The 25,334-nt window shown below is 48.2% G+C and carries 26 protein-coding genes and 2 pseudogenes; 17 read left to right on the top strand and 11 right to left on the bottom strand.

The genetic code is table 11. The features are described 5' to 3' along the window. Position 1: 1 nt before the first annotated feature. The 6 genes from ACL2XN_RS02095 to ACL2XN_RS02070 form a co-directional block, all read right to left on the bottom strand. Positions 2–799: a PTS mannose/fructose/sorbose transporter subunit IIC gene (locus ACL2XN_RS02095; protein ID WP_413730043.1), complete on the bottom strand. Its 798-nt coding sequence runs from the start codon at positions 797–799 to the stop codon at positions 2–4. Between the two features lie 62 nt (positions 800–861). Beyond that, positions 862–1,353, bottom strand: coding sequence for a mannose/fructose/sorbose PTS transporter subunit IIB (locus tag ACL2XN_RS02090; RefSeq protein ID WP_413730041.1), 492 nt, complete (start codon positions 1,351–1,353; stop codon positions 862–864). After that, positions 1,353–1,760 carry a mannose/fructose/sorbose PTS transporter subunit IIA gene (locus ACL2XN_RS02085; RefSeq protein WP_413731044.1) on the bottom strand — a complete coding sequence of 136 codons (408 nt, stop codon included), beginning with the start codon at positions 1,758–1,760 and terminating at the stop codon, positions 1,353–1,355. Before ACL2XN_RS02085 ends, ACL2XN_RS02090 begins: the two co-directional genes overlap by 1 nt. Beyond that, positions 1,760–1,918 (bottom strand): hypothetical protein, encoded by a 159-nt coding sequence (locus ACL2XN_RS02080; RefSeq protein ID WP_413730040.1) that lies wholly within the window; start codon positions 1,916–1,918, stop codon positions 1,760–1,762. The genes ACL2XN_RS02085 and ACL2XN_RS02080 overlap by 1 nt, the downstream gene beginning before the upstream one ends. Positions 1,919–1,990: 72 nt before the next feature. Then, positions 1,991–2,938, bottom strand: a complete 948-nt coding sequence (locus ACL2XN_RS02075; protein WP_413730038.1) for a sugar-binding transcriptional regulator — start codon at positions 2,936–2,938, stop codon at positions 1,991–1,993. Positions 2,939–3,366: 428 nt separating this feature from the next. Next, the gene (locus ACL2XN_RS02070; protein ID WP_413730037.1) at positions 3,367–4,290 is read right to left on the bottom strand and encodes a LysR family transcriptional regulator; all 924 of its coding nucleotides are present in this window, start codon (positions 4,288–4,290) and stop codon (positions 3,367–3,369) included. Between the two features lie 129 nt (positions 4,291–4,419). On the opposite strand from ACL2XN_RS02070, the gene ACL2XN_RS02065 reads away from it, so the two are divergent. From ACL2XN_RS02065 to rbsD, 12 genes and pseudogenes are all read left to right on the top strand, one after another. Next, a complete protein-coding gene (locus ACL2XN_RS02065) occupies positions 4,420–4,851 on the top strand; it encodes a DoxX family protein (RefSeq protein ID WP_413730036.1) in 432 nt (143 codons plus the stop codon). Positions 4,852–4,902: 51 nt separating this feature from the next. Beyond that, positions 4,903–5,478: pseudogene (locus ACL2XN_RS02060) on the top strand (FMN-dependent NADH-azoreductase). 310 nt (positions 5,479–5,788) lie between these two features. Further along, on the top strand, positions 5,789–6,289 hold the full coding sequence (locus ACL2XN_RS02055; protein WP_413730034.1) for a DODA-type extradiol aromatic ring-opening family dioxygenase: 501 nt from the start codon (positions 5,789–5,791) through the stop codon (positions 6,287–6,289). Positions 6,290–6,606: 317 nt separating this feature from the next. Further along, positions 6,607–7,007 (top strand): annotated as a pseudogene (locus ACL2XN_RS02050) (transposase); the annotation flags it as partial. Positions 7,008–7,432: 425 nt separating this feature from the next. Beyond that, positions 7,433–8,413, top strand: a complete 981-nt coding sequence (locus ACL2XN_RS02045; RefSeq protein WP_413730032.1) for an ABC transporter permease — start codon at positions 7,433–7,435, stop codon at positions 8,411–8,413. Between the two features lie 16 nt (positions 8,414–8,429). Further along, on the top strand, positions 8,430–9,917 hold the full coding sequence (locus ACL2XN_RS02040; protein WP_413730030.1) for a sugar ABC transporter ATP-binding protein: 1,488 nt from the start codon (positions 8,430–8,432) through the stop codon (positions 9,915–9,917). Positions 9,918–9,925: 8 nt separating this feature from the next. Continuing rightward, positions 9,926–10,915 carry an ABC transporter permease gene (locus tag ACL2XN_RS02035; RefSeq protein WP_413730029.1) on the top strand — a complete coding sequence of 330 codons (990 nt, stop codon included), beginning with the start codon at positions 9,926–9,928 and terminating at the stop codon, positions 10,913–10,915. 42 nt (positions 10,916–10,957) lie between these two features. Continuing rightward, the gene (locus ACL2XN_RS02030) at positions 10,958–11,938 is read left to right on the top strand and encodes a substrate-binding domain-containing protein (protein ID WP_413730028.1); all 981 of its coding nucleotides are present in this window, start codon (positions 10,958–10,960) and stop codon (positions 11,936–11,938) included. Between the two features lie 39 nt (positions 11,939–11,977). Continuing rightward, positions 11,978–13,021, top strand: a complete 1,044-nt coding sequence (locus tag ACL2XN_RS02025) for a zinc-dependent alcohol dehydrogenase (RefSeq protein WP_413730027.1) — start codon at positions 11,978–11,980, stop codon at positions 13,019–13,021. After that, the gene (locus ACL2XN_RS02020) at positions 13,018–13,899 is read left to right on the top strand and encodes a PfkB family carbohydrate kinase (RefSeq protein WP_413730026.1); all 882 of its coding nucleotides are present in this window, start codon (positions 13,018–13,020) and stop codon (positions 13,897–13,899) included. The genes ACL2XN_RS02025 and ACL2XN_RS02020 overlap by 4 nt, the downstream gene beginning before the upstream one ends. Continuing rightward, positions 13,896–15,062, top strand: coding sequence for an iron-containing alcohol dehydrogenase (locus tag ACL2XN_RS02015; RefSeq protein ID WP_413730025.1), 1,167 nt, complete (start codon positions 13,896–13,898; stop codon positions 15,060–15,062). Before ACL2XN_RS02020 ends, ACL2XN_RS02015 begins: the two co-directional genes overlap by 4 nt. A 1-nt stretch (position 15,063) precedes the next feature. Continuing rightward, positions 15,064–15,477: a D-ribose pyranase gene (rbsD, locus tag ACL2XN_RS02010; protein WP_413730024.1), complete on the top strand. Its 414-nt coding sequence runs from the start codon at positions 15,064–15,066 to the stop codon at positions 15,475–15,477. Between the two features lie 47 nt (positions 15,478–15,524). Here rbsD and ACL2XN_RS02005 read toward each other — a convergent pair whose 3' ends face one another. Continuing rightward, positions 15,525–16,382: an AraC family transcriptional regulator gene (locus ACL2XN_RS02005; RefSeq protein WP_413730023.1), complete on the bottom strand. Its 858-nt coding sequence runs from the start codon at positions 16,380–16,382 to the stop codon at positions 15,525–15,527. 787 nt (positions 16,383–17,169) lie between these two features. On the opposite strand from ACL2XN_RS02005, the gene ACL2XN_RS02000 reads away from it, so the two are divergent. Beyond that, positions 17,170–18,408 (top strand): MFS transporter, encoded by a 1,239-nt coding sequence (locus ACL2XN_RS02000; protein WP_413730022.1) that lies wholly within the window; start codon positions 17,170–17,172, stop codon positions 18,406–18,408. 85 nt (positions 18,409–18,493) lie between these two features. Here the strand turns inward: ACL2XN_RS02000 and ACL2XN_RS01995 are convergent, their stop codons facing one another. Further along, the gene (locus ACL2XN_RS01995) at positions 18,494–20,323 is read right to left on the bottom strand and encodes an SgrR family transcriptional regulator (RefSeq protein ID WP_413730020.1); all 1,830 of its coding nucleotides are present in this window, start codon (positions 20,321–20,323) and stop codon (positions 18,494–18,496) included. 205 nt (positions 20,324–20,528) lie between these two features. Between ACL2XN_RS01995 and ACL2XN_RS01990 the strand changes: the two genes are divergently transcribed. Next, positions 20,529–21,347 carry a shikimate 5-dehydrogenase gene (locus tag ACL2XN_RS01990; RefSeq protein ID WP_413731043.1) on the top strand — a complete coding sequence of 273 codons (819 nt, stop codon included), beginning with the start codon at positions 20,529–20,531 and terminating at the stop codon, positions 21,345–21,347. A 119-nt stretch (positions 21,348–21,466) separates the two neighbouring features. On the opposite strand, the gene ACL2XN_RS01985 is transcribed toward ACL2XN_RS01990, so the two are convergent. The 3 genes from ACL2XN_RS01985 to ACL2XN_RS01975 all read right to left on the bottom strand — a co-directional run bounded on the left by ACL2XN_RS01985 (position 21,467) and on the right by ACL2XN_RS01975 (position 23,473). Continuing rightward, complete coding sequence (locus tag ACL2XN_RS01985) at positions 21,467–22,033, bottom strand: VOC family protein (RefSeq protein WP_413730019.1); 567 nt, start codon at positions 22,031–22,033, stop codon at positions 21,467–21,469. 673 nt (positions 22,034–22,706) lie between these two features. Beyond that, entirely contained in the window at positions 22,707–23,000 is a 294-nt protein-coding gene (locus tag ACL2XN_RS01980) for a hypothetical protein (RefSeq protein WP_413730018.1), read from the bottom strand. Next, entirely contained in the window at positions 23,000–23,473 is a 474-nt protein-coding gene (locus ACL2XN_RS01975; RefSeq protein WP_413730017.1) for a hypothetical protein, read from the bottom strand. The genes ACL2XN_RS01980 and ACL2XN_RS01975 overlap by 1 nt, the downstream gene beginning before the upstream one ends. Before the next feature lie 296 nt (positions 23,474–23,769). On the opposite strand from ACL2XN_RS01975, the gene ACL2XN_RS01970 reads away from it, so the two are divergent. The 3 genes from ACL2XN_RS01970 to ACL2XN_RS01960 all read left to right on the top strand — a co-directional run bounded on the left by ACL2XN_RS01970 (position 23,770) and on the right by ACL2XN_RS01960 (position 25,333). Next, positions 23,770–24,222: a CidA/LrgA family protein gene (locus ACL2XN_RS01970; protein ID WP_413731042.1), complete on the top strand. Its 453-nt coding sequence runs from the start codon at positions 23,770–23,772 to the stop codon at positions 24,220–24,222. Further along, positions 24,212–24,904 (top strand): CidB/LrgB family autolysis modulator, encoded by a 693-nt coding sequence (locus ACL2XN_RS01965; RefSeq protein WP_413730016.1) that lies wholly within the window; start codon positions 24,212–24,214, stop codon positions 24,902–24,904. The genes ACL2XN_RS01970 and ACL2XN_RS01965 overlap by 11 nt, the downstream gene beginning before the upstream one ends. A gap of 69 nt (positions 24,905–24,973) precedes the next feature. After that, positions 24,974–25,333, top strand: coding sequence for a hypothetical protein (locus ACL2XN_RS01960; protein ID WP_413730015.1), 360 nt, complete (start codon positions 24,974–24,976; stop codon positions 25,331–25,333). Position 25,334: the final 1 nt, after the last annotated feature.

Genomic DNA, 25,334 nt, shown 5'->3' with positions numbered 1-25,334 from the left:
GTTAGTCATCCAGTTGGTCAAGCGCACCCGATTCGGCAGGGGCGGATTGCGGTTCGGCTTTACGCCATTGAGGGTTAAGCTGGATATAGACCAGCGCAATGATCACGCCCACACCACCGAAGGCCAGCAGGCTGAAGTTGAGATAACCGCCGGCCAGGAAGCCGAGGAAGAAAAAGGGCATCAGGTATTTCACGCTCATCATGCGCAGCACCATAGCGTAGCCAACCACCACGATAAAACCGCCGGCAATCTGCAGCCCACGCGTGACGAAGTCCGGGATTGAGTTCAACATATTGCTGACCATATCGGCGCTGACGAACAGCGACACGACTAGTGCTGGAATGGCGACACGCAGCGCCTGTACGCCTAGAGCTGAAACGTGGAGGATGTCAATGGTGCGAAAGCGCGCCTGTTCGGCGGCCTTATCGGCGGCATGTTGAAAGACGACGGTGAGCGTGCGGGCGAATACCGTCAACACCTGTCCCGCGGCGGCCACAGGCAGTGCTATGGCAATCCCCGTAGCAATACTTTGATGGCCGACGATCACCAGAATGGCGGAGATGATACTGGCGAGTGCGGAATCCGGTGATTGCGCCGCGCCGACATTCATCCACCCGAGCGCAATCAGTTCAAGTGTGCCGCCCAGCATAATGCCGGTTTTCACATCGCCGAGAATAAGCCCGATAACGGTACAGGCAATCAGCGGACGGTGGGTCTGAAATTCATCCAGCACGCTGCCCATGCCGGCAATACACGAAAATATAAATATTGCTATAATTTGTAGGGTACTGATTTCCATAATATCACCTTTCAGGTATAGTCATCCCTGCCTGTTACGGCATAAAACAGGCGACTGTATTACTAGACGAAAGACTGTTCTTTTATTTTTTCTAGAATATTAACGGACGGGTCTGAAGCGACTATACGCAGATCCAGTTTCACTCCGGATTTATCCAGCTCACGAAACGCTTCAATATCCTGTTCATCCAGAGAAACAGCTTTGGTTAACTGTCTTTTCCCGGGTCTCCAAGCCATGCCGCCAATATTCACAGTTCCGATATTTACACCTTGCTTGATCATGCTTAATACATCCTGCGGATTGGTGAAAAGGTAAAAAACGGTTTCATCTTTATATTGCGGATTATGATATACGGCGACGGCCTTTTCGATATTGACCACATTGACTTTCATTCCAGGTGGTGCGGCCTGGCGTAATAAAGTGCGGCGGACCTCATCGTTATAAACATCGTCATTGCAGATAATAATACGCTGTGCGTTAGCCACTTTTGACCAGACGGTCGTGACCTGGCCGTGGATTAAACGGTCATCGATACGGGCAAGAGTTATCTTCATCAGAAATCTTCCTCTAGGGTTTTTACCTGTTGCCAGACCACGCAACATTGGCTTGCGACAGCCGTCAGGTGTGCGCAAAGCGCATCGGCGGCCATATTCTGCTGGTTATCGACCAACTCCAGCGCCAGCGGCAATGACAGGCCGCTGATGAGATGCAATTTCGCATTTTTCATCGCCAGGGAGGCCGCCGCGTTCCAGGGGCTGCCGCACTGTAAATCGACGGCAACCAGCCACTCTTCATCCGGGTGAGGAGCGATGATAGCCGTCAATTTGGCGACAATATCCGCCGCGTTTTCACCAGGAACAAATTCCACCGCGGTCACATTGGTGTCGCCATACACCATCTGAACGGATTCAAGCATCGCGCTGGCGAGCTTGCCGTGAGCACAAAAGATTGCATTAGCCATCATGCTTCCCTCTCGTCTTGTGTCGCCGTCATTTTTGTGCGCCATCTGCCCTTGACACCCGGTGCCGATAGCTGCCCGACACCCTTATTCATACCGCTGCCGGATGCGCCGCCGATAACAATAAAAACGTTACTGGCCAGTTTTAACCACGTTTGCATAATAGACTCCCGTTTCTCGGATAAAATGGTCCCGCCGCAGATAAATTCCGCGTTAATTTTTATTTCTTTTTGTTACTTAAGTAATAACTCAGCCGTTTCCCGATTAGTTACCAGACAATTGATATAATTTCCATGCAAGGCGCCAAGAATGCCTGAATATTTTTCTTCACCTATCGCAATGCCGATGGAATACCGCGCCTTTTTAATACGCGGCATTTCAATGGCCAGCGTTTTTTCACTCATAGTGGTTTCAACAGCGTTGCCGTTAATATCAAAAAACCGTGAACAGATATCCCCTGCAATCGGGTGGGAGTTCAGATCGTCGTTCTCTTCGCTGCCGTAAAAAGCATGCCAGTTGACGCCATCACGGATCGCCGGTGAGCCGATCCCTACCAGTGCAATATCCAGGTTATCCCAAAAAGCAGAGATGGTTTTAAAATGCTGGGATTGCATAATGCCGTTTCTGATAAACGGGTTATCCAGCAAGGCGGGAAAATCGGCCAGATGTGACTCCGCCTTCAGTTTCGCGGCCGCGCCATAGGTAAGCGTATTCACATGGTAACGGCTCTCAAGCTTACCGGAGGGGCCGCCGATAATTGGCACACAAATCACCTGGCGCGACTGACTGGCCTGAGGCAGATTTTCGACCAGCGCCCGCACGGCGCGCCCCCACGAAAAACCGATGATATCACCCGGCTTCAACAACCGGTCAACCAACTGAGCGCCGTGCAACCCCATCACGGCAAGCTTGTCTTCTTCCTGGTCCGCGTCACTGGACGCGACCACCGCCTCCCTCAGGCCGAATTTTTGCTTAAGCTGTTGTTCCAGCCATAAATTCTCGTTATGGTCGTAATTAATGGCGATCGTGATAATGCCTTGCTCGCGGCCACGCTTTAATAAACGACTAATGGTGGTGCGATAAATACCAAGTTCACGGGCAATCTGTACCTGTGTCATGTCCTGCCCATAATAAAGCTGGGCAATTTTCACGATTAGACGGACATCATCGCTGTTTTCCATTCCCGCTCACTTGCACATATGTGCAAACTCCGTTATGACTTGATTACTTTGATATAACAAGTTTCGCGGGGAGTTTCAAAGGCTTTTTATGGTATTTAATCTGAATAATTGAATTATTATACTGCACAAATGTTTCTATGTAGTTTATAAATAAGCACATTTGTGCATTAGTAGTTAACACATTGATTCTTATTTTATTGATGGGACAAAATTGCAAGACGGTCGACCGTGCGCTTTTGTGAGTATATGTGTTGTGGATCACAATTAATTGCGGCAGTTTCACCCAGCGACAAGTGGCTGCGCGCTGGCATACGCCGAAGGATGAGGAAACGAACATCTGGCCCACCACGTTCATTCAATTGGCACTGGAATAACTCGTTCTGCAAACCGGACACCATCCAAGTAGGCGGCCAGATGCGTAGACATGCCTATCTATGATTTGAACGGGCCAGGCCATCGTCAGGATATTTATCGATTAATGCAGCAAATAGTGCCGCGCGTGCCGGTCCCGCCGCTCGTTCAACTGACTGAGCGGCAACGATGTTGATGCGTGGCAAATAATCACCGCCGTCCCAGCGCTCGACCTCCAGCACAACTAGACGCCCCGCGGCAATATCAGCAGCAACAAGCGGTTCGGGCATACTGCCCCAACCCAGCCCTTCATAAAGCAGCCCATGTTTGGTCGTCAAATCAGTCACCCGCCAGCTGTCCAGCGCTGCAACGCCATGTTCGCGACTTCGGGCCGCGTCGCGCGGATCGGTCAGCACGATTTGTAATTCTTTGCGCAGCATATCCACGGTAACAGGACTTTGATGCAGGACGAGCGGATGTCCCGGGGCCGCGACGGCGACCAAATCCATGCTCGACAAGCGGTTTCGGTCGAGCGTGGCGGGCAAATCGATCTCCAGCAGAACGGCAAGGTCTAACTTCCCCGCGACCAGCAATTCCTCCAAACCGAACGATGCCCGGGAGATGCGAAGAACGACCGTGGGAAATTCAACGCGAAACGCAGCCAATATCGGCGCAAGTTGCGTAATGGGCACCATTTCCGATACGCCGAAACGTACTTCAGCCTCCATCCCTTGAGCCATCGCCTTCGCATGATTATGCAGTGCGTTAACGTCTGCAAGAATACGCCGCGCTCGCGGCAGCAATGCCTTCCCTGTAGGGGTAAGCGAAGGACGGTAGGCGCTGCGATCAAAGAGTGCTATTCCTACCTGATCCTCCAGCTTCTGTATGGTGTAAGTCACGGCGGATTGGGTTCGATTGAGTACACGTGACGCACTTGAGAAACTGCTTTGGTCGACGGTGGTGATAAAAACCAATAGCTGATCGAGCGTTAAGGCATTCATATCCCTACTCCGCGGTTAGACAATTCATAACCATAAGAATAATTGAAGTTGTTTATGAAAACAATCCGGGTATCTTTGATGGAGTGATCGCTTTATGCTCAAACCTTGACTGCATAGGAGAGAAAACGTATGAGCATAGAGGACGTAAATTCAACAGAAGGATCTTCGGCAAACAAGCTGTTGCGGATTGGACTTTGGATAGTGCAGAGTGCGCTTTTTGTCACTTTTGTCATGTCGGGTTACCTCAAGTTGGCGTCCCCAATAGCGCAATTGTCCGCGATGATGCCTTGGACGGGCGAGTTTTCCGAGATATTCGTGCGTTTTATCGGTCTAGTCGACCTGGCGGGCGGTCTCGGTATCCTGTTGCCGGCCTTGACGCGCATCCTGCCGCAATTAGGGATACTGGCCGCGAGCGGCATTACGGTGCTACAAGTGTTGGCAATCGTTTTCCACATTTCTCGCGGCGAATACATGGTGTTGCCACTTAATCTGGTGCTGTTGCCATTGGCAGTTTTTGCTCTGTGGGGGCGGACGCGAAAGGCCCCTATTCACCCTCGCTGAATCATCACACACATCCAACCTGATCATCTGGAGCATAACATCATAACTATCTTGCATATTGACTCGAGCATCAGCGGCGAAAATTCTGTTAGCCGCCAACTTTCTGCCACTGCCCTCGCACAAGTGTTGGCCACTCACCCTAATCAACAGGTTATCTATCGCGATCTGGTTGCCGCGCCAATCGATCATTACCTGATGACTGACAAACCGACGAAAGGGACAAAAGAGTCTGCTGCCAGTAAAACCATCCTTGATGAATTTCTTATGGCCGACACCATGATTATCGGTGCACCGCTCTACAACTTTACCATTTCGAGCCAGCTTAAGGCGTGAATAGATAGGATTATCATCGCCGGCGTTACCTTTAGTCTGGATGAGCAAGGCAATTCGGCCGGTCAGGCGGGAGATAAGCGGGTAATTGTTCTGCTGTCGCGGGGTGCGGTCTATCAGCCTGGGGCATCGTGGGCGCAGTTCGAACATGCCGGAACCTATCTGAATGCGATCTTTGGCTTTATCGGCATCAAACCCACGATTGTGGTCGCGGAAGGCACCGCCTTTGGCCCCGAAAGCCGTGCAGGCGCGATTGCCGCTGCCGAAGCGGCGATTTCCTGTATCCAGATTCAGTAGGCCGATATGAGCATGTTTCCTACCTTCTTCATTCTCCATGGCCGCGGCCCGTGCTTTTTTATCGGACCCGACCCCTGTATGACCGCACGATACTTGGGATCGTATGGCTGCGTCCTTGCGCGGACTCGATATGTTTATCGGGCAGCGTCCGCGCGCGGTCATTACCTTATCCGGCCATTGGCAGGCCGGGAATCCGACGGTCAATACGGGCGCGCACCCGCCATTGCTTTTCGACTATTCGGTTTTCCCTCCACCGCGACCTATCGGCTCACCTGGCCTACGCCCGTTGAGCCGATAGGTCGCGGTGAAGGTGTGTCAAAGGCTGGAGGATGCCGGCTTCACCGCCGGTACGGATGATCGGCGCGGTTATGATCACGATGTGTTCATTTCCTTTAAGCTTATCGATCCAGACGCCGACATTCCTGTCCTTCAACTTTCAATGATGGAATCCTATAATCCGACCCGGCATCTGGCGATGGGACGTGCCCTGGCGCCGTTGCGCAATAATGATACCCTGATTATCAGCAGCGGCATAAGTCATCACAACCTGCCACATTTTTTTATCGGACGCGGAGATGATATGACCGAGTCATTCGATTCATGGTTGGGTGAAGCGGTCATCAATCCAGCGTTACGGGAGATGAATTTGCCCGGTTGGCAAACAGCTCCGGCTGGAAAGTCCGCCCATCCCGAGCCAGAACATCTTCTGCCGCTGCTGGTCGCCGCTGGTGCTGCCGAGGGAAAGACAGGCGACTGCGTGTATCATGACCGTATCGCCGAGAAGCCTTTTTCGGGGTTCAGGTTCGGGTAGACTCTCAGTAGAGCCGAAAAACACTTTCCCCAGCAAACACTGCCTTGCGATCAAAACGTCATTACCGTCACCGGCCTATCCCAATCAGCGATGCGCCAGGGATTAGCCGGGCGATTGTTGTCGGCACATCTGTCAATGAAGGGCAAAATCGGCCGGTATCTGGTGTATCCTTCCCGTTTGGAGGATGCGGGATGACCTGCCCATTCATACCAGGTGTACTCATTGGTCACGCGCCAAAAGCCGACTGCGGACAACATTTCCGCGACCGGACTGGCGCTGACAGGACCGCCATCGATATTGTCAAGAGTAAACGGCCGCCGCTAAATGTCGTTCTGAACGGTGGGCAGCCTCACGAAAGCCAATATGCATTACATATTATGTTGGATGGCATGGGCGTTCAAAGGAAAAATGGGTTCATGAAACACCTTGGAAAAGCGGTACTTGCTGATAAAGGGTTACTCAAGCAATTCCGTAACTATTTAAAAGATAATGGGATAAAGGTCGTAATCCCGCATAAATCGCATGAGAGAGCCAGCAGGGATGGGCGGACCCGATTTGACAGAGAAACGGAGCGCAAACGGAACGTTGTTAAAGGCGTTTCGGCATTTTAAAAAAGAACCGTCGCATTGCCACGCGCAACGAAAAAATGACGAGGAATTATCTCTCGATGGTGAAGTTGGGCCGTATCAAACTATTTTTTAAGGGATTATTCAATTGAGGGACACAGCCTATGATGAATGATTTTGATTGACCAATGGCCCAATTTTTAAATATGCGATACTGCCTCCATGGCGGTATTTCCATAAGACAACAATGTGAGGGGAATTAAAGGTTGATATAAACTTCCTAACCCAGCCTTACAAAAAGGTTATATATAATAACTGAAAAAAATCATCAAAATCATTAACTTAAAACATCACTACATATTATTAAATAAATATCCTTACTTTGAATAAATATGATAAATATTTTAATAAAAGATGTTGTTAGAAAATTTTCGCTTCAATGACGTCATCTGTGATATTAGTCACATCTGTAGATGAATGCTAAAAAAGTATCAATTGTGGCGAGTTGAGTATTAGCCGATCTCCGCGAATACAGATAGCATGTTTCTCAATGAATAAGTGGAAAAGGCGAAAGTCGATGACTCATTTGACATTTAACTTAGGGCAGACAAAAAAGGCAAATTTTGTTAAAAACATAATGGAAAACAGGGAAGTCAGCCTGTTTATCATTGTTATGATAACATTTATTTTATTTTCCATTTCACTCAATAACTTTTTCTCATTTGATAATATCCGCTCAATTTTTGCAGGTTCCACTTTTGCGCTACTACTTGCCAGTGGATTGGCGTTGGTTATCATCACTGCAGGTATCGATCTTTCTGTCGGAGCGATGCTGTCTCTCACCAGCGTCTTTACTTGTACACTACTGAGTTCAGGTATACCTACGCTGGTAGCGGTTCCTGCAGGATTGTTTTTTTCTGTCATATTGGGTGGGATAAACGGTCTGGGTGTTGCCTGGTTGAAAATACCATCCTTTATTGTCACGCTGGCCATGTTTTCCGTAGCAAGAGGGGTGGCTACAGTGTGGACTTCAGGATATCAGATCACTAATCTACCCACTTCTTTTCTGGAAATAGGCTCTGCATCAGTCCTTAATATACCTCTGTATATTCTGATCATTATTTTATTTATTGCGTTTATCGATCTGTTACTTCGTTATTGGAAACCGCTGCATATTATTTATTACATAGGATTAAATGAAGAGGCGAGCCGCTTAAGCGGGATGAAAGTGGCCAGGACGCTCATCGCCGTGTATGCGTTTTCAGGCTTATTTTCGGGCATTGCCGCAATTCTTATCAGCGCAAAATCTGGCATGGGTTATGCCGGATATGGACTTGGTTCAGAACTAAATGCAATTACCGCCGCCGTTATCGGTGGGGCAAATCTCAATGGTGGACGAGGATCGGTTTTTGGCGCCTGTCTCGGTGTGATATTTCTTGCAATGGTGAATAACGGTTTTATTCTTGCGGGTATAAACCCCAATTGGCAGTGGTTTATCAACGGCGTGATTTTAATTCTCTTCCTGGTGATCAATGCGGCCACGGCAAAAAAACAATAATTAGGAGGAAGAGATCATGATTTTTGACACTGTTATCGAATTACGAGATATTGAAAAATCATTCGGTTCAAATCAGGTTTTAAAAAAAATCTGTTTCTCCGCCAGAGCCGGAGAAGTTCATGCACTAATCGGTGAAAATGGTGCGGGAAAATCAACCTTAATGAAAATTATATGCGGTATTTATCCCCCCTCGTCCGGTGATATTTACTTTAACGGGAATAAAATTACCCCAACAAACTCACTTGATGCACAAAATATCGGTATAGGAGTAGTACACCAAGAACTTTCGTTGATCCCTGAGTTAACGGTCGCACAAAATATTTATGGCAATCGTGCACCCGCTAACAGGTTAGGATTCATAAACTGGAAGAAGCTTAATCAACAAACACAGGCTTTATTTATTCAGTTAGGGATCAATTTGCGAGCAGATATTCAGGTAAAAAAACTGACGGTTGGTATGCAGCAATTGGTGGAAATTGCCAAGGCGATTTCATTGAATGCAAAGGTACTGATCATGGATGAACCCAGTTCTTCGCTTTCTGAACAAGATGTGGACATTTTATATAGAGTAGTACGTGATCTGAAGAAAAAAGGCGTTGCAATGATTTTTATCTCCCACAAGCTGGATGAAATTTTTGCGATCGCAGAAAGATGCAGTGTACTTCGTGATGGAAATTTGGTTAGTACATCTGACACATCGAAAACCAATAAGGCGAGGATTATTTCTGAGATGGTCGGTAGAGAATTAACCCAACTCTATCCACCGAAGGGGAGCTGTTTTGGTGATGTGATATTCAAGTGTGAAAAGCTGGAAAGAACTTCAGTGTTTAGCGATGTCAGCTTCGATATCCGCCGGGGAGAAATATTGGGTTGTGCCGGTCTAGTGGGTGCCGGTAGGACAGAAATCGCCCGTGCTATTTTTGGCGCTGATAAGTTAACATCAGGAACATTAACGCTTGATGGCAAAAAACTCGTCATTCACCAACCTTCAGATGCCATCAATGCAGGTATTGTTTACCTCACCGAAGACCGAAAGCATTTGGGGTTATTTCTGGAAAAAAATATTGTCGAAAATATTGTTTCCAGCACTCTCGATAACTATACCAATGTCTGTGGATTGATTTTTCGTCGAAGAATGCAGGAAACTGCACAGAAATACATCACCGGCTTGCAAATAAGAACCTCATCAATTGAACAGTTAGTAGGAAATCTCAGTGGTGGAAATCAGCAAAAAGTTCTTCTGGCGAAGTGTCTGGAAGTTAAACCCAAACTGCTGATTGTAGATGAGCCCACACGTGGTGTAGATGTGGGGGCGAAATCAGCTATTCATGGCTATTTAAGAAAACTGGCCAATGAAGGCGTTGCTGTTTTGGTCATTTCCTCAGAGCTACCGGAGGTTGTAGGTCTGAGCGATCGGATTGCCATATTCAGGGAGGGGCGCTTGGAAAAAATCGTTACCGATGAAAGCACGCAAGAACAAATTATGCAATATGCGGCAGTATGAGGCCAAACATGAATATGATCAAAAATATTTTATCAGGATACAATAGCATTCTCGCATTGATTGTCCTGGTTATCATGATATCAATGAACGTAGCATTTCCTGGTTTTATTAGTATATTGAATATGGAATCAATAACGACGGGTTTTATCGGCGAATGTTTTATTGCGCTAGGCATGTTATTAGTGATTATTTTGCGCGGTATAGATTTATCGGTTGCATCGACACTCCCTTTTTCAGCGATTATTGTCAGCCAACTACTGCAATTTTTTACTGGATTGACGGGCAGTATTTATTTCTCAATTTTTATCTCAGTAATTATCACCCTAATATTGTGCATATGTGTCGGTGTGATAAATGGCCTTTTAGTGAATAGGCTCAAGGTACATGCATTTATTGTCACACTGGCAATGGCAATGACATTACGTGGTATCAATCTGGTAATTACCAATGGCAGTACAATTTCTGGTTTGCCAGCAAAATTTACTGCATTTGGTCAGGACTACTTGTTCGGATTGCCTTTAATGCTTTGGCTGTTTATCATTGTTGCCATTGGCTTTGGTTATGCACTGGCAAATCATCGATATTTCCAGCAAGTCTATTTTATCGGTGGTAATGAAGAAGCAGCAAAATTGAATGGCATCAATGTAGATTTATTTAAAATATTTGCCTTCGCATTTTCCGCCTTAATGGCGGGTATCGCGGGCATTATTTATGCTTCACAATTCGGTGCTGCAAATATGGCATATGGACAGAACATTGAATTGCGTGTTATTGCAGCTGTTTTTATTGGTGGTGCAAGTATGTTTGGTGGGGTCGGAACTTTCATGGGGACAATATTAGGCGTATTTTTCCTCGCAATACTTTATAACGGTTTTACCTGGACTGGTATAAATACGTATTATCAAGAAATCTTGATTGGCGGCATGCTGGTGAGCGCGGTATTTATTGGTGAAGTAACCAAGAGAAGAACCAATATAAAAGTAGTATTAAAAAATTGATTTTTTATAGAATTTAACCCTTTATTATAATCGGAGTCACTGATGAAAACTTTCTGGAAAATATGTTCCACAGTATTACTTTCCTTGTCTTTATTTCTTGTATCATCCGCTCATGCGGCAGATAAGAAAGTGGAGACATATTCCATGGTTGTCTTTTTGAAAGGTTCGGAGTTTTTCAACTGGGCATATGCCGGGATGCAGGACGCGGCAAAAATGCTTGGTGATAACGTGAAAGTTGAATTACAGGGGCCCGCCGAATGGGATGCGTCAGTTGAGGCACGTACCGTGACTCAACTGACGGCGCGAAAAGTGGATGGCATCGTATTGACGGCTGGAGAAGCAAAAACGCTGGAGCCGGCCATTAATCGCGCCATTGAATATAAGATTCCGGTTATTACCTTTGATTCTGATTCTCCCACGTCCAATCGACTGACATTCGTTGGGACGAATAACTACCAGGCCGGTTATGCTGCCGGACAGGAGATGGCGCAATGGGTAAAAGGAGGGGGTGCAGTTGGTGTTTCCTATATGAAGGGCCCAGCCCATTTGGCCGCTCGTGTGCAGGGTTTCACTGATGCACTGAATAAAGCCTCTCCGAACACCAAAATTTATGAGGTTGACGATCAGGGCAGTATTGAAGGGGCCGCATCAAAAATTACCGCTTTGATACAGGCGCACAGCGATATCAAGGCGATTTTTGCAGCCCATGGCAATCCGACTACCGGTGCGGCGCAAGCTATCCGCGATCTTAACCTTAGAGGAAAAATTGTCATTATGGGATTTGACTTTGACGAGGCCACCGTTGCCCTGATTGATAATGGCGAGGTCCAGGCGATAGTCGGCCAGAATCCTTACCTCATGGGCTTCCAGGGTCTGCTTCAGGCCTATGCTGCGCGTCATCCAACGCGTGTGGGTGCTGATAATGCCAACTTTGGCTGGGTGCCAAAAACCATTGATACTGGCGTTCGTCTTATCTATAAGAAAGATCTCGAGTCTATTCGAAAAGTTCCTTCCATTAATTGAAAATATTGGGATTATCCCTTTTATCGAGAGGAGTAAATCATGAAACAAGCTGTTATGACTGCCCCCGGGGAAATTGTATTTTCTGCTGATGTTCCTATCCCTGTCATTAAAGATAATGAGGTGCTGCTTAAAGTTAATTATATCGGCGTTTGTGGTTCTGATATTCATGTTTGGCATGGTAAACATCCGTTTACTTCTTATCCCGTCATTCAAGGACACGAATTTAGTGGAACGATCATCAAATGTGGGAAAGATATTCCAACTCATATCAAAATCGGTATGAAAGCCACTGCTTTACCGCAAATCACCTGTGGAAAATGTGCGCCATGTTTACGGGGAGAATTTAATATTTGCGACCAACTCAGGGTGCGTGGTTTTCAAGCGCCGGGTTGCGCCCAAGACTATTTTACCGTGCCGGTAGACCGCTTAATTCTACTTCCTGACGATATAGATATGAAAATCGCCGCCTTTGTCGAGCCAGTAGCCGTTGCCGTTCATGCAGTCTCTCATGTAAAGAAATTACTGGCTGGTGCGAAAGTTCTGGTGACCGGCGCGGGGACTATTGGCAACCTGGTGGCACAAGTAGCCACCGCTTATGGGGCGGAGGTTATGATTACTGATATTAATGACTTCCGTCTGGAAAAAGCAAAAGCCTGTGGGGTCGCACACGTCGTTAATACGGCTAAAGAAAACTTGCCTGAGTGCATTGAGGTTTTATTGGGTCCAAATCGCTTTAGTGTCGGGTTTGAAGTTTCCGGCGTGGAAAAGGCATTGGATCAAGTCGTAAATACCATTGCTAAAGGGGGCATTATTGTTGCCGTCGCCGTTTATGAAGGCAAGCCCCGAGTAGATATGTCGATTCTCGGTGATCGTGAAATTTCGCTCCTGGGAACATTGATGTATAAGCATCAGGATTTTTTTGATGCCATCAACTTGCTTTCAAGTGGAAAAGTCAAAGTAAAGGAGCTGATTTCACGCGAGTTTGAGTTTGATGACTATCTAACGTCTTATCAATACCACGACTCGCACGGTATGGAAACCATGAAACTCATCGTGAAAGTCAACAGTGACGGCACGCTATGAATATATTGGCTATTGGTGAAGTCCTCTGGGATTGTTTTGGTTCTCAGCGAAAACTCGGCGGCGCGGCCGCTAATTTTATCTATCACGCCACGCAGTTGGGCGTCCATGCCACTTTGGTTTCCGCCATCGGTACCGACGAGGACGGACGACAGTTAGAACATGAGCTGAAGATGTTTAGCATTCCCTGTTATCTGCAGTCCAACCACTATCCAACCGGTGTGGTAGATGTGATTTTGAATAATGATGGTATTCCTGGTTACACCATCCACAGTCCCGCCGCATGGGATGAGGTTACACAAACGCCCGAGTTGTGCGCATTGGTGGCCAACGCTGACTTGATTTATTTCGGCTCCCTTTTTCTCAGAGGCGCAAATAATCAGCAACTGATTAATCGGCTTTTGGCGTACGCTAAGGCGGACTGCAAAGTCCTGGTCGATGTTAATTTGCGCCAATCTTTTTTCAATGCGCAGATGCTGACCTATTTGATGCAGAAGGCCGACTTTATCAAGGTGAGTGAAGATGAGTTGAAGGTTATTGCCGGACTACTCGATTTACCGAGTGAGATGGATGCTTTTTATAACGAGATTCGTAAGCGGTTTGCAATAGAGCTGATGGTTTATACCTGCGGTGGCCGGGGAAGTACGCTGTATTGGCAAGAACAAAAAAATGTGCATTTAGGCGTCAATATTAAACCCGTCGATACAGTGGGTGCCGGCGACGCCTTTTCCGCAACGGTGGCCGTATTGGCCCTGCAGAAAAAACCTTTGGCGATGATTAATCATTTTGCAAACAGTTTAGCTGCGTTCGTCTGTACACAACAGGGCGCGATGCCTGAAGTTCCCTACGTCATGGCCGAGAATTGCAGAGGTGAACAATGAAAAGTTTTAAATATGTTAACGGTACAGAAATTGTCTTTGGTTCTGGGGCGCTGCATCAAGTTGGTGAGATCACCCGCCGGTATGGTCAGCGGGCGTTGCTTGTCACTACGCCGGTTGTGGCATATATGCAGCCCCTAATTGATAAAATTACAGCGCGCCTGACTGACAGCGGCGTAAACGTTGCTTTTTTCGACGGCGTGGTGCCAAATCCAACCACTGAAAGCATTACCGCCGGCGCGCGGCGAGCACGGGAGTTTAAGGCCGATGTCGTCATTGGATTTGGCGGAGGCTCGAGTATGGACACGGCCAAAGCTATTGCGGTTGAAGCAACTCATCCGGGTACCGCATGGGATTACTTGTTTTTTAAACAACCACCTTCCGCAACTACCTTGCCCATCATTGCTATTACAACCACTTCCGGGACAGGTTCGCATGTCACTCAAGTTGCTGTATTATCAGAAAATGATACAAAAACAAAGTCGGCGATTTATAACGACATCATTCTACCAAAAGTTGCCATTGTTGATCCCTCGCTTATGTTAACCCTACCAAAATCGGTCACGGCGATGACCGGTTTTGATGCATTCACCCATGCTTTTGAATCGATGATCCATCCCGCCACCTCTCCGTTTATAGAAATGATGGCAAAGGAGGTCATTCACATTGTAATCAATACGTTACCCCTAGTCTTACGCAATCATCAGGATCTTGAGCTGCGTGAAAAAATGGCATGGGCCGATACGCTTGCCGGTTTGTGCATTAAGTCAGCCGGCGTCACTCTTCCTCATGGGCAGGGTATGGCGATAAGCGGATTGTTCAGTCATGTTGCCCATGGTGAAGCGTTGGCTATTGTTTATCCTGCGTTCATACGTTTTACCTGGCAGTCTGCCATTCCCGCTTTTGCCGTCCTGGCACGCGAACTCGATCCTACCTTAACTAAATGTCCGGATAATGAAGCCGCTGAACATTCAGCACAATTGATGAAGGCCTTCTTGTCTGAAATCGGGCTAAACAAAACGTTGCGGGATGTGGGCATGACAGAAAAAGAAATACCTGAACTGGCTGTGGCGTCCATGTTGTTACCGGATTATAAAGGAAACCCGCGTATTGCTACATCTGAAGAAATGATCGCGTTAATTAAAGAAGCCTATTACGGAGCTTGATATGTTAGAGATCGGAATACTTAACCGCCAGCTCGCTGCTTCGCTGGCGACACTTGGTCATGGTGATTTGCTGTTGGTGACAGATGCGGGGTTTGCAACACCCAATGGAATTAACGTGATTGATTTATCTTTGAAAGAGAACCTACCAACGGTTTATGACGTACTGCAGGAAATAAACAAATATTTTTCAGTAGAAGGATTATTTATCGCGCAGGAAACGATGGACATTAATCCTGGCCATAGCTCGAAGATACAATCCCTTTTTTTGCTTAAGGCCGACATCATCTCACATGCCGAATTGAAGAAAAAGGCAACAACGGTGAAATGTGTCATTAGGACGGGGGATTTTACAGCTTTCGGTAATGTGATCCTCATCTCTGGTGCAGGTGACCGTTGGATCAGTGAAGTACATTAAACGGCTTTTGCTAAACAACCGTAGTCTGATGCTACGGTTGTTTGGTGTTATGCTTCTCGTCTCTTCCTGCGGAATTCTGATGGTGATATTTGGTTAATATCCATAAATCGGCGGTTAAAATTTGATATATTACTAAACCCACTCTCAAAACTAATCTTTGTTATAGAATGCTCGGTGTTTATCAACAGATCTGAGGCATATGATATTTTGAGTTTATTCAGAAAATTTTTATAACTTAATCCTGTTTCAGCTTTAAATTTACGGCAAAATGCATTGGAATTCATATTGATGCTATTTGAAACGTCGTGAAGGCTGGGATTTTTTTTGAAATTTATTTTTATATATTCGATGGCCTTATCAATTCTATGCCCGATTTGTAGCTCAAGAGATTTATCATAAGCCGAATTAAGGATCTGATAATTATTGCTTTTTGCCAAATGTAATAATATTTCGAAAAGTTTAATTAATTTAATGGGAGGGCTGTCGTTTTCCATGCTGACAATGTGGTTTTTAACCACTAAGGTGTCCTCTATTAAAAACTCAATTCCTTGGCCAGCATCAGAGAGTAATTTATTTATTTCCCAAAATTCCGGGAAGTTACTGAAAAGCACTTTGAATTCATCCATGCTAAATTGAATTACGTAATCAGTCTGATGTCTTGGGTCGATATTCCCAGACACAATCCAATTATGAGGTATATTGCTTCCAACAAGCGCAGAATAAATATTCCCATACTGTCTTATTGAATTCCCGATAATGGCATCGCCTTCACCATCAAGTATCATATGAAGTTCATATTCAGGATGATAGTGCCATAGACAGTAAGGGTAATTGGCACCATGGACAAGATAAGAAAAAGAGGATCCATTTGTCTTTTTTTCGATATATTCTCTTTTCAAATTCATGATTACTGACCTATTTAGCATTAAAAAATAGCGAAGAGTAACCTGTTAAAAAGAATTATAAACCAAAGAGGTGTACGACTTCTGCATCCTTTATCACATTCTGAAAAGCCTCTGGTGTCAGTAGTCCATTCCGAAAGCAGGCTTACTGCTCAAGCCATTTTTTGGGCAAAATTTAACCATTGGGATGCATTATAAAGCATTATAAATATAGTGCGTTTCATTGACATCCTTCTCGCTGTAACGACCAGTATCCCCACCGTGTTCAGAGCGCAGCCTGATTCGTCTCGGTTTGTTCCTGCTTCAGCGAGCGGCCTGACAGCGCCCTCACCACAGGCTATCACGGCATCTCCCACCGCTAAAATTATTAAGAGCATTGTTGATATCGGCGTTTCGCCATAGTGCCACACGGCCCATACCAAGCAGCATTGGGACAGGTTTTTTTGGCTGTGTGGGCCCATAGCAAACGCATCGTTGGTTGGTTCAAGCAGGCACTAACACCAGACCTCCCCGCTATGCCTGCTGTTTTTTAGTTGTCGGCGTATCTCATCGAGTCCCCTCGGGAAACCTTCGCCTTTCAGGTCGGGGGAGATTAGCCCAAGGAGCGCCTGTAAATCCTGAAACGGCTTAGTGCAGTTCAGGTAGGTTGCTGTGAAGTGTGAATCCCTCTTCAGCAGCAGGGGTGCCGTCAAGGGGTAAAGACCTACTTAGACGCGGAACTTGAAGGCCACAAACAGACATCACCATAGACCATCAGAACGCGCTATAATACCGGAACCTTCATCCTAACATGATAAAGAACATCATGATTTTACCTCAGATTCGGCAAGACGGTTTCTCAGACAACAAATTACTTTTGATATGTGGAACCGGGTGGTTGTTCGATGCGATGGACGTAGGACTTTTATCCTTCATTCTGGCCGCTCTGAGACAAGACTGGGGGCTGACCGCCGCACAACTGGGGGTGATCGGTAGCGTTAACTCGGTCGGCATGGCAGTTGGGGCCTTTATCTTTGGTCTCTATGCTGACAGAAAGGGGCGCAAATCGGCCTTCATGCTTACGCTGCTGATGTTTAGCATTGCCAGCGGACTGAGCGCTTTCTCCTGGGGGCTGGGTAGCCTGCTGGTGTTACGTTTTTTTGTCGGCATGGGACTGGGTGGCGAATTGCCGGTAGCTTCGACGCTGGTGAGCGAGAGTGTCCCGCCCGAGGTGCGTGGGCGCGTCATTGTGCTACTAGAAAGCTTCTGGGCCGTGGGCTGGCTGCTGGCGGCGTTGATCGCCTATTTCCTTATTCCATTGCCTAGCATCGGCTGGCGCGGCGCAATGATCTTGTGCGCGCTGCCGGCATTTTACACGCTCTATCTGCGTTTGAGATTACCGGATTCGCCCTACTTTATCCAATTGAGCCAGCAGGAGAGGAAAACATCGTTCCTCAGAAAAATAACAGCATTGTTGACCACGGAGTATCGCCGTCGCAGCCTCATGCTGTGGATTGTGTGGTTTTGCGTGGTCTTTTCCTATTACGGAATGTTCTTGTGGTTGCCCAGTGTCATGATGATGAAGGGTTTTGGTCTGGTCAAAAGTTTCGGCTTTGTTTTGATCATGACGGTTGCCCAATTGCCCGGATATTTCTCAGTGGCCTGGCTGATTGAACGTGTGGGACGACGGTGGGTGCTGGCCACTTATCTGTTGGGAACGCTAATCAGCGCCTATTTCTTCGGTATCGCCGATTCAAGCGCTCAGTTGCTGCTTTTCGGTTCATTGCTTTCTTTCTTTAATTTAGGCGCCTGGGGTGCTTTGTATGCCTACACGCCTGAGCAATACGCCACTCAGATAAGAGCCACCGGAGCCGGCGTTGCCGCCGCTATTGGGCGAGTGGGGGGGATCTTTGGTCCGTTGACTGTGGGATATCTGGTTTCGGCCGGGGTATCCATCGGCAGCATCTTTACGCTGTTCAGCATGGCGATCCTGCTAGCGGTACTGGCAATCGTGACGTTGGGTAAAGAAACCAAGCAAATTGAGTTGTAGCATTCACCCGCCAGAGACCGGCTAGACGAAGGGAGTCGGTCACCTTCGTCATTTCTAATTGTCCTAAATTCGGCGCGAGTAACTGTTATTTCGGTTCCATCCAGGTGGTCTTGAAATCAAACCAGCCCAGGTTGTTTAGATGGATTCCCTGGGCCTGATCCGGCCCCTTCAGCCGCATCCAGTGATGGAACAACGGCTGAAGCCATCCTTCACCGACCACATGCTGTACCAACTGCTTTGAACTGAGCGACCCGTCGCGCCACTGCTGCTGCCACGCGCTGAATATCTGCGCATCACCTCCGAAAATAGAGTGTTTCAGCAGCGGCATGCCCAGTAGCCACGCGCCGACGCTCCATGCCTCCGGCACGGCGAAATTCACCGTACCTAGCCAGAGGTCGGCAAAGCCTTCCCCCTTGGCCCAGCGCGCGTAATCCAGTTGCATGATATCCAGACGGATGCCCTCAGTGGCCAGCATTTTTTGCATTTCCGCCGCCAGCATCGGATATTCGGGATGCTGGCAGTGGTAAGCCAATGTGAGTACGGAGACGGGGGTGCGGCTTCCCCCTGTCAAAGGGGCAAAAGGTGCCTGAGTCGGCCCATCGTCCATGCAGTGGAACCAAGTGGGTAACAGGCTACCGGTCGGCACCCAGAACGGGCGAATGGATTCGACTAACTGCTGGGCTAGCAAATAGGGATTCAGCTTTTCCCTAATCCAGCGCCGCCGCTCGATGGTGCGCCAATGCGGCGAGCGGCTGTCGCACAGTAAAAAATAGCCGCCCCGTTCTAGAAACATTTCCTGTGAAAGATCGGACGGTTTTCCGGTTAAACCGACCGCCAGCCCGGAAGCATAGTCAAGATCGCTAATACTTGAGCTTAACCAGGCGGCGGAATACACCGACAGTGTGTGTTGGCCAGACACCGCGATATTTTCGACTGCCGGGCGCGGCGGGGCATTCCCCCGCGTCATCCGGTCCTGGTCGGCGGAGTGCGACAGATCAGGCCAGACAATGACCTCTATTTCATCAAGCAAGCCGCGCAAGCCAAAATAATGATCAAATGCGCGCATCAGCAAATGCCAAGCGTCATTCTCACTGACCAGATAAGGTCCCGTACCCACGGGGTGAGCGGCAAAATCCGCGCGGGCGGCGTGATCGGCAGGTAAAATCATAGCGGCCGGCTCGGTCAGTAATTGCGGCAATAACGGGTCTGGCTGGGTCAGTTCGATAATGACGCTTAAGATGCCCAGTTCATCAATGCGTTTAATGTGCGAAAACAACGGGAGGTGAGCACACCGTCTTAATGAGACCACGACATCTTGGCTGGCAAGTACCCGGCCGTCGTGAAAGTGGACCCCTGGGCGTAAGAAAAATCGCCAATGCAAAGGATCGATCATGCGCCAGTGGTGAGCCAGGTCTGTTTCAACCGCCCCGCTTTCTTCATTGATTCGGGTCAGTCCATTAAATATTTGTCGTACCAGGTGGATTTCCGAGCGGCGCAGAGGCGTGCCGGGATAGAGGTTGGGCATGGTGCGATAATAGGGTATCCGCAGCGACTGGTAATCATCATGAATGCGGTAACCCAATTTAGTCCTCAGCAACGACGCAATCAGGTGTTTTTCATCGCCCAGCAAATCGATGGCCGCGCCATAATCGCCGGCATCAAGTAGATGATCCGCTTTTGCCACCAGTAATTGGTGTTCACTACGAAGCAGCCGCAGCCGGGCTTTATGCCCACGTCCCGGGCTGGCTTGCCACTGTAGCCAGCCCGCCGCCTGCATTTGCGACAAGAGTGCGCGCATATGACGTTTACTGCAGCACAGCCCATCTGCCAGCGCCTGGATCGTGGTGGTGACATCCCGCGAGGGAAATAACGCCAGCAGGCGCAGGTATTGATGTTCACGTCGTAGGCCATTCATAAAAGAGGAATCCTGAATAAAAAAACTCAGCAGTTTTTAATAGCACCTTTTTAGTCCATTATTTTTTTGATGGCAAGGGATAACGGAGGAGATGCCGGCAGTGTCGCAGAGCCGCACCATGCAGAGTCTGCTTGGCCGGGTACATATCCTTACTTTTATTTCAGGATTGATATCAGTAACTTTTATATATATCAGGACACAGGCAATGACCCAGAATCTGAATAAAGACACGAAAATATGTATGTCTCTGGCGGCACGTCCGAGTAATTTCGGGACGCGTTTTCATAATTATCTCTATAACGCGCTGGGACTCGATTATTTATACAAAGCCTTTACCACCACCGATCTGCCCGCCGCCATCGGGGGTGTTCGTGCCCTGGGTATCCGCGGCTGTGCGATATCAATGCCGTTTAAACAGGATTGCATCGCCCTGGTCGATGAGTTGGACGTGTCAGCCAAGGCCATCAATTCGGTTAATACTATTGTCAACACTGACGGCTATCTGAAAGCCTACAATACCGATTATATCGCTATCGCCACCCTGCTAAAGCAATACCAGGTACCTACTTCGCTGACTTTCGCGCTACGTGGTAGCGGCGGTATGGCCAAAGCGGTGGCCTGTGCGTTAAAAGATGCTGGGTTCAGCCGAGGTTATATAATCGCCATTGATGAAACCAGCGGTCGTGAACTGGCCAATTTATGTGGTTATGAATGGCGTGCGGATATAAAGGGTCTGCAACCCGAACTCCTTATCAACGCGACGCCGATTGGCATGTCCGGCGGTGATGACGCCGATAAATTGTCCTTTACGCCCGAGGAGGTCGATGCGGCCAGCGTCATATTTGATGTGGTGGCTTTACCGGCGCAAACGCCGCTTATCCGTTATGCCCGCGATAAAGACAAAACCGTTATCACCGGCTCTGAAGTCTTTGCTATCCAGGCGGTGGAGCAATTTGCACTTTACACCGGCATTCGGCCTGACCCGGCGTTATTTCAAAAAGCCGCTGCCTATTCACGGCAATAGGCGATGTCGGTGGTTTTAAAAGCAATTATTTGCAAGGCCAACAGGCAGTTATGATATCCTCCCCGACGTTTAGGCCGGAGAGGATGTCAAGGACGCAGTATGCATTACGCGCATGGCATTCAACGGCGTGCCGGTAACCAGGCCGTGGCCTCGCTATCATCGTCATAATAGTAGCCGCCAGGGATGGACTGCAGTTCGATCAGCATCCCCCACGGTGCACGTGCATAGACACTCGCGTTGCCAGAGGTATCCTCATGGCGCGAGTTGCCGTGCTTTTTTGACAGAAATTGCCCCCCGGCGGCTTGCAATCGCGCAACCGCAGCATTCATATCGTCGCAGTAAACGGCCAGATGATTAAGTCCAAAATCGCAAAGCGCAGCGGCCGACTGTTGGTGCGGCGATTCTATCTCAAACATTTCCAATCCCGGGCCGTTGCCGATGCGCAGCATACGCTGGCGCACAATGCGCGCGCCTTTGGGGAGCCCGAGTTGGTGCTCAATATCCGGACCTTGGCGCGGAGTATCTTCGCGCGTTAGGCCGTCGTAACACCAGCGCGCACCGAGCGCGGCGCGCAAGAACTCAGTAGCCACATCAATATCAGGCACAGTAATCCCCAAGTGGTGAATACCACGTGGTAGTTCACCGAATATATCGCTAGCAGCAGAAACTGTGGTATTTGCGCTCATATTATATTTTCTCTTTTTCGCTATAAATTTCAAGGGTCCCTGCAGATAATCTCGATTATCACTGGCTCAGGATAAACAGATATTCTAGAAAAAACCCTAAGTTCCTTGAGAGTAATTCAGTTAATTGTAGCTGATGATTCGGAATACAGTCAAGTTAGGTAACGTCAAGAAATAACCACCACGTGTAAAATTTTTCCTAATGGTTAAATATTAATAGCTAATGGATGTATTCTATTCAATCATCATTCCAATGCGTCACGCATTACAACTCCCATTTATGAATTACGGATTCAATAGGATATAATTTTTCTGGATAACAGCAATATTTAAAATTTCTTGATAGTCTTCCCCTATGAAAATGATATACCTTAGTTTGTCACTGCTGCGTGTTAGCGATTGGACGAAATTACCAGCTTTCATATCGGCATGAACTTCTTCAATTTGTATATATTATTTATTTTTTAAGTTAAAATAACGCTCCATTTTAAGCGGGAATAAAAACGTATCGGCTTTTTTTAGTTTTCGCTGCGGATAACGGGATCAAAGCGCTAAGATAATAGCTTCCCTTATTATCTTTCATTGCAAAATTTGCAGTATTTTCCATAAGAAGTCGAGAAAATAATAGAAGTAAGGAGTACGCATACCCGGTTTTTCATGAACCGTATGGCTTTTTTCAAACAGGTACGGCCACCGAGCGAAACTTTTGAGATGGCCGTATCACGGAATGAATCCAGGGCATCCCGCGCAATGCCAGGCGTAGTCGTCTTGGAGGTACAAAGGACAAAATCATAATATCCAATAGCAAGCAAATGCACGGTAGCGCCTTGAGGCTGTTGTAGCTTGCCGGCCCGACGATGACGGTGTGAGTAGGATTACTGGCGCGGATGACGACGAGCGCATCCGCGAGCAGGGCATTCCAGTACCCGGCATCGAGCGAGCGATTTGGTTCATCGGGGATCTCGAACATTACGCCGGCCGGTGCGGCACGATAGTGCGGCGCCACCTAGCCCAGAAGGCAAGAAGTGTCCGGCGACACATGCCAGCATCAGCCCCACAGGGAAGGAAGTCATGTTTGTTCCGAATCACATCAAGATAGGCAGCGCTGGCTTCACGTTCCACGCTGTCGAGCATGGCAATCCAGTTCTTCGGGTCCAGTTTGTCCGTTGTGTCCATAGGGGCGAAGGCCAAAAGGTTGACGCGCACATGACGGAAATCTGCGGCACGGAGCGTGGCGAACAACGCCCAGTGAAAACGAGATTTAGCCGGTTCGGTCCAGAGCAGATCGTAATCCAGCACGTTGCCCCCCACCGCCATAAGCTGTCCATGCGTTTTCAGATAATACGGTGCAGGCAAGAGCGCCGCTGCTGGAGAGGCCTCGAAGATGGTCATTAACAATGTCAGTTGACGAAGTGTAGGAGATGAAAGCAACGGTTCCATCATTAATTATCGTACCAGGACGGCTGTGTAAGGATGATTTTAAATAACGTGTTAATGGCTAACAGCGTCAAACATATGAAATTAATTACTGTTATAGGCTATCAAGTATAAGCCCTGATTTTATGCACTTTGTCTCCTTTTCGATAAAAGTTGTCTTTATTTAACAATAAGCGTCAAAGAAATTGGTTGATAATTATTCCTGGTCATTCAGAAATCGAGGGCCAACAGCACAATCGTCGGGGAATGCCGCCAGCCGTCCCCATAACCTGTCATTTGTTTTTATGGTTTGGAAAAATTTCATGCGGGCTCACATAATCAGCATTTGGCATTTGGCGCGGGCATGTGTGTTGATTTACGCCTGCCTGTATCTTGGCATCGGCATCGCTGCGCTCCTTCCCATCGCTTTGCCAGGCAGCATTCTCGGCATGCTGATCCTGTTCGCGCTATTGTCATCGCAGATCATCCCGGCCGACTGGGTCAAACCCGGCTGTCATTTATTGATCCACCATATGGCCATGCTGTTTGTACCGATCGGCGTTGGCGTCATGCAGTATTTTGATTTGCTGCGGGCACAATTCGACACGGTGGTGATCTCTTGTACCGCCAGCACGCTGATCGTGCTTATTACTGTGAGCTGGTGCTCGCACATTTTGCACAAACAGAATGTTATCCGACGGCGCCTAAAGAGAAACGATCATTTCCGGAAAAACAATCACCCTAAAAAAAACAAAGGAGTCAACCATGTTGCATGACATCTGGTGGTCTCTGCCACTGACGTTGGGAGTGTTCTATCTGGTTCGTCAGTTGGCGATACGTCTGCGCAACCCGTTGTTCAATCCATTGCTGATTTCAATGGTGGTGCTGATCGCGCTTCTCGTCCTCACCGGAATTCCCTACCCGCGCTACTTTAAGGGCAGCGAGGTGCTGAACAGCCTACTGCAGCCTGCCGTGGTGGCGCTAGCCTTTCCGCTATACGAACAATTACACCAAATCAGGATGCGTTGGAAATCAATTATCTCTATCTGTTTCCTCGGCAGTATCGTGGCGATGCTCACCGGCACTTGGTTGGCGTTGAAGCTGGGCGCGACGCCGGCCATTGCCGCCTCGATCATGCCGAAATCCGTTACCACGCCGATCGCCATGGCGGTCAGCGGCAGCATTGGCGGTATCCCCGCCATTAGCGCGGTGTGCGTGATTTTCGTCGGCATCCTCGGCGCCGTCTTCGGGCACACACTGATGGACGCGATGTGTATCCACAACCGAGCGGCACGCGGCATGGCGATAGGGTCTGCATCGCACGCGCTCGGCACCGCCCGCTGTGCCGAGCTGGATTACGTAGAGGGAGCGTTCAGTTCGCTGGCTCTGGTTATCTGCGGGATCATCACCTCGCTAATGGCGCCTTTGCTGTTCCCGTTGATGTTGGCCTTATTCTGACCTGTTCCCGAGCGACACCAAGGTAGCACCGGGAAAAATACCAGTGGGTTAATTGATGAGAATTCGACGATGTTTTGCACATTAATTACAGGAATCGAACAGGCGCAAGCGCTAACCCGCGCCGGTTTTCACCGACGGGCCATGCAATTACGGTGCGATATTGCCGCCCATCCGAACGCCAGCGCAGCGCGGCGCGATCTCGCCTGGCGGCAGATAGCGGAAATGCAAGCTGGGGATGCCCAAATGCAGAAAGCCGCTGCCAGGAAAAAACATGAAGAAATCGAGGAAAAAAAATCCCGGCTGGAGCGGGACCGCTTGCGTATCTTCGAGCTGTTCGCCAAGGGATATACCCCGGTGCAGGTGCGTTCGCTGACTGGTCGATCCCGTTCGTTTGTCGACGAATGCCGCAAAAAGCAGCGCCGCTCATGAC

Origin of the sequence: Sodalis sp. RH22 (genome assembly GCF_047324165.1) — a bacterium.
Lineage (GTDB): Bacteria > Pseudomonadota > Gammaproteobacteria > Enterobacterales > Enterobacteriaceae > Acerihabitans.
Note: the sequence above shows the minus strand (reverse complement) of the source record. Positions and strands in the feature narration are given on the sequence as shown.

What these genes read in the sequence shown, in the direction of transcription:
- ACL2XN_RS02000 (WP_413730022.1), top strand. Translation starts at nt 17,170, where the DNA reads ATGATAAAGAACATCATGATTTTACCTCAGATTCGGCAAGACGGTTTC.
- ACL2XN_RS01970 (WP_413731042.1), top strand. Translation starts at nt 23,770, where the DNA reads ATGCGGGCTCACATAATCAGCATTTGGCATTTGGCGCGGGCATGTGTG.
- ACL2XN_RS01995 (WP_413730020.1), bottom strand. Translation starts at nt 20,323, where the DNA reads ATGAATGGCCTACGACGTGAACATCAATACCTGCGCCTGCTGGCGTTA.
- ACL2XN_RS02095 (WP_413730043.1), bottom strand. Translation starts at nt 799, where the DNA reads ATGGAAATCAGTACCCTACAAATTATAGCAATATTTATATTTTCGTGT.
- ACL2XN_RS02020 (WP_413730026.1), top strand. Translation starts at nt 13,018, where the DNA reads ATGAATATATTGGCTATTGGTGAAGTCCTCTGGGATTGTTTTGGTTCT.
- ACL2XN_RS01960 (WP_413730015.1), top strand. Translation starts at nt 24,974, where the DNA reads ATGTTTTGCACATTAATTACAGGAATCGAACAGGCGCAAGCGCTAACC.
- ACL2XN_RS02045 (WP_413730032.1), top strand. Translation starts at nt 7,433, where the DNA reads ATGACTCATTTGACATTTAACTTAGGGCAGACAAAAAAGGCAAATTTT.
- ACL2XN_RS02005 (WP_413730023.1), bottom strand. Translation starts at nt 16,382, where the DNA reads ATGAATTTGAAAAGAGAATATATCGAAAAAAAGACAAATGGATCCTCT.
- ACL2XN_RS01985 (WP_413730019.1), bottom strand. Translation starts at nt 22,033, where the DNA reads ATGAGCGCAAATACCACAGTTTCTGCTGCTAGCGATATATTCGGTGAA.
- ACL2XN_RS02090 (WP_413730041.1), bottom strand. Translation starts at nt 1,353, where the DNA reads ATGAAGATAACTCTTGCCCGTATCGATGACCGTTTAATCCACGGCCAG.
- ACL2XN_RS02030 (WP_413730028.1), top strand. Translation starts at nt 10,958, where the DNA reads ATGAAAACTTTCTGGAAAATATGTTCCACAGTATTACTTTCCTTGTCT.
- ACL2XN_RS01990 (WP_413731043.1), top strand. Translation starts at nt 20,529, where the DNA reads ATGACCCAGAATCTGAATAAAGACACGAAAATATGTATGTCTCTGGCG.
- ACL2XN_RS02070 (WP_413730037.1), bottom strand. Translation starts at nt 4,290, where the DNA reads ATGAATGCCTTAACGCTCGATCAGCTATTGGTTTTTATCACCACCGTC.
- ACL2XN_RS02065 (WP_413730036.1), top strand. Translation starts at nt 4,420, where the DNA reads ATGAGCATAGAGGACGTAAATTCAACAGAAGGATCTTCGGCAAACAAG.
- ACL2XN_RS02035 (WP_413730029.1), top strand. Translation starts at nt 9,926, where the DNA reads ATGAATATGATCAAAAATATTTTATCAGGATACAATAGCATTCTCGCA.
- ACL2XN_RS02085 (WP_413731044.1), bottom strand. Translation starts at nt 1,760, where the DNA reads ATGGCTAATGCAATCTTTTGTGCTCACGGCAAGCTCGCCAGCGCGATG.
- ACL2XN_RS02015 (WP_413730025.1), top strand. Translation starts at nt 13,896, where the DNA reads ATGAAAAGTTTTAAATATGTTAACGGTACAGAAATTGTCTTTGGTTCT.
- rbsD (WP_413730024.1), top strand. Translation starts at nt 15,064, where the DNA reads ATGTTAGAGATCGGAATACTTAACCGCCAGCTCGCTGCTTCGCTGGCG.
- ACL2XN_RS02075 (WP_413730038.1), bottom strand. Translation starts at nt 2,938, where the DNA reads ATGGAAAACAGCGATGATGTCCGTCTAATCGTGAAAATTGCCCAGCTT.
- ACL2XN_RS01975 (WP_413730017.1), bottom strand. Translation starts at nt 23,473, where the DNA reads ATGATGGAACCGTTGCTTTCATCTCCTACACTTCGTCAACTGACATTG.
- ACL2XN_RS01965 (WP_413730016.1), top strand. Translation starts at nt 24,212, where the DNA reads ATGTTGCATGACATCTGGTGGTCTCTGCCACTGACGTTGGGAGTGTTC.
- ACL2XN_RS01980 (WP_413730018.1), bottom strand. Translation starts at nt 23,000, where the DNA reads ATGTTCGAGATCCCCGATGAACCAAATCGCTCGCTCGATGCCGGGTAC.
- ACL2XN_RS02025 (WP_413730027.1), top strand. Translation starts at nt 11,978, where the DNA reads ATGAAACAAGCTGTTATGACTGCCCCCGGGGAAATTGTATTTTCTGCT.
- ACL2XN_RS02040 (WP_413730030.1), top strand. Translation starts at nt 8,430, where the DNA reads ATGATTTTTGACACTGTTATCGAATTACGAGATATTGAAAAATCATTC.
- ACL2XN_RS02080 (WP_413730040.1), bottom strand. Translation starts at nt 1,918, where the DNA reads ATGCAAACGTGGTTAAAACTGGCCAGTAACGTTTTTATTGTTATCGGC.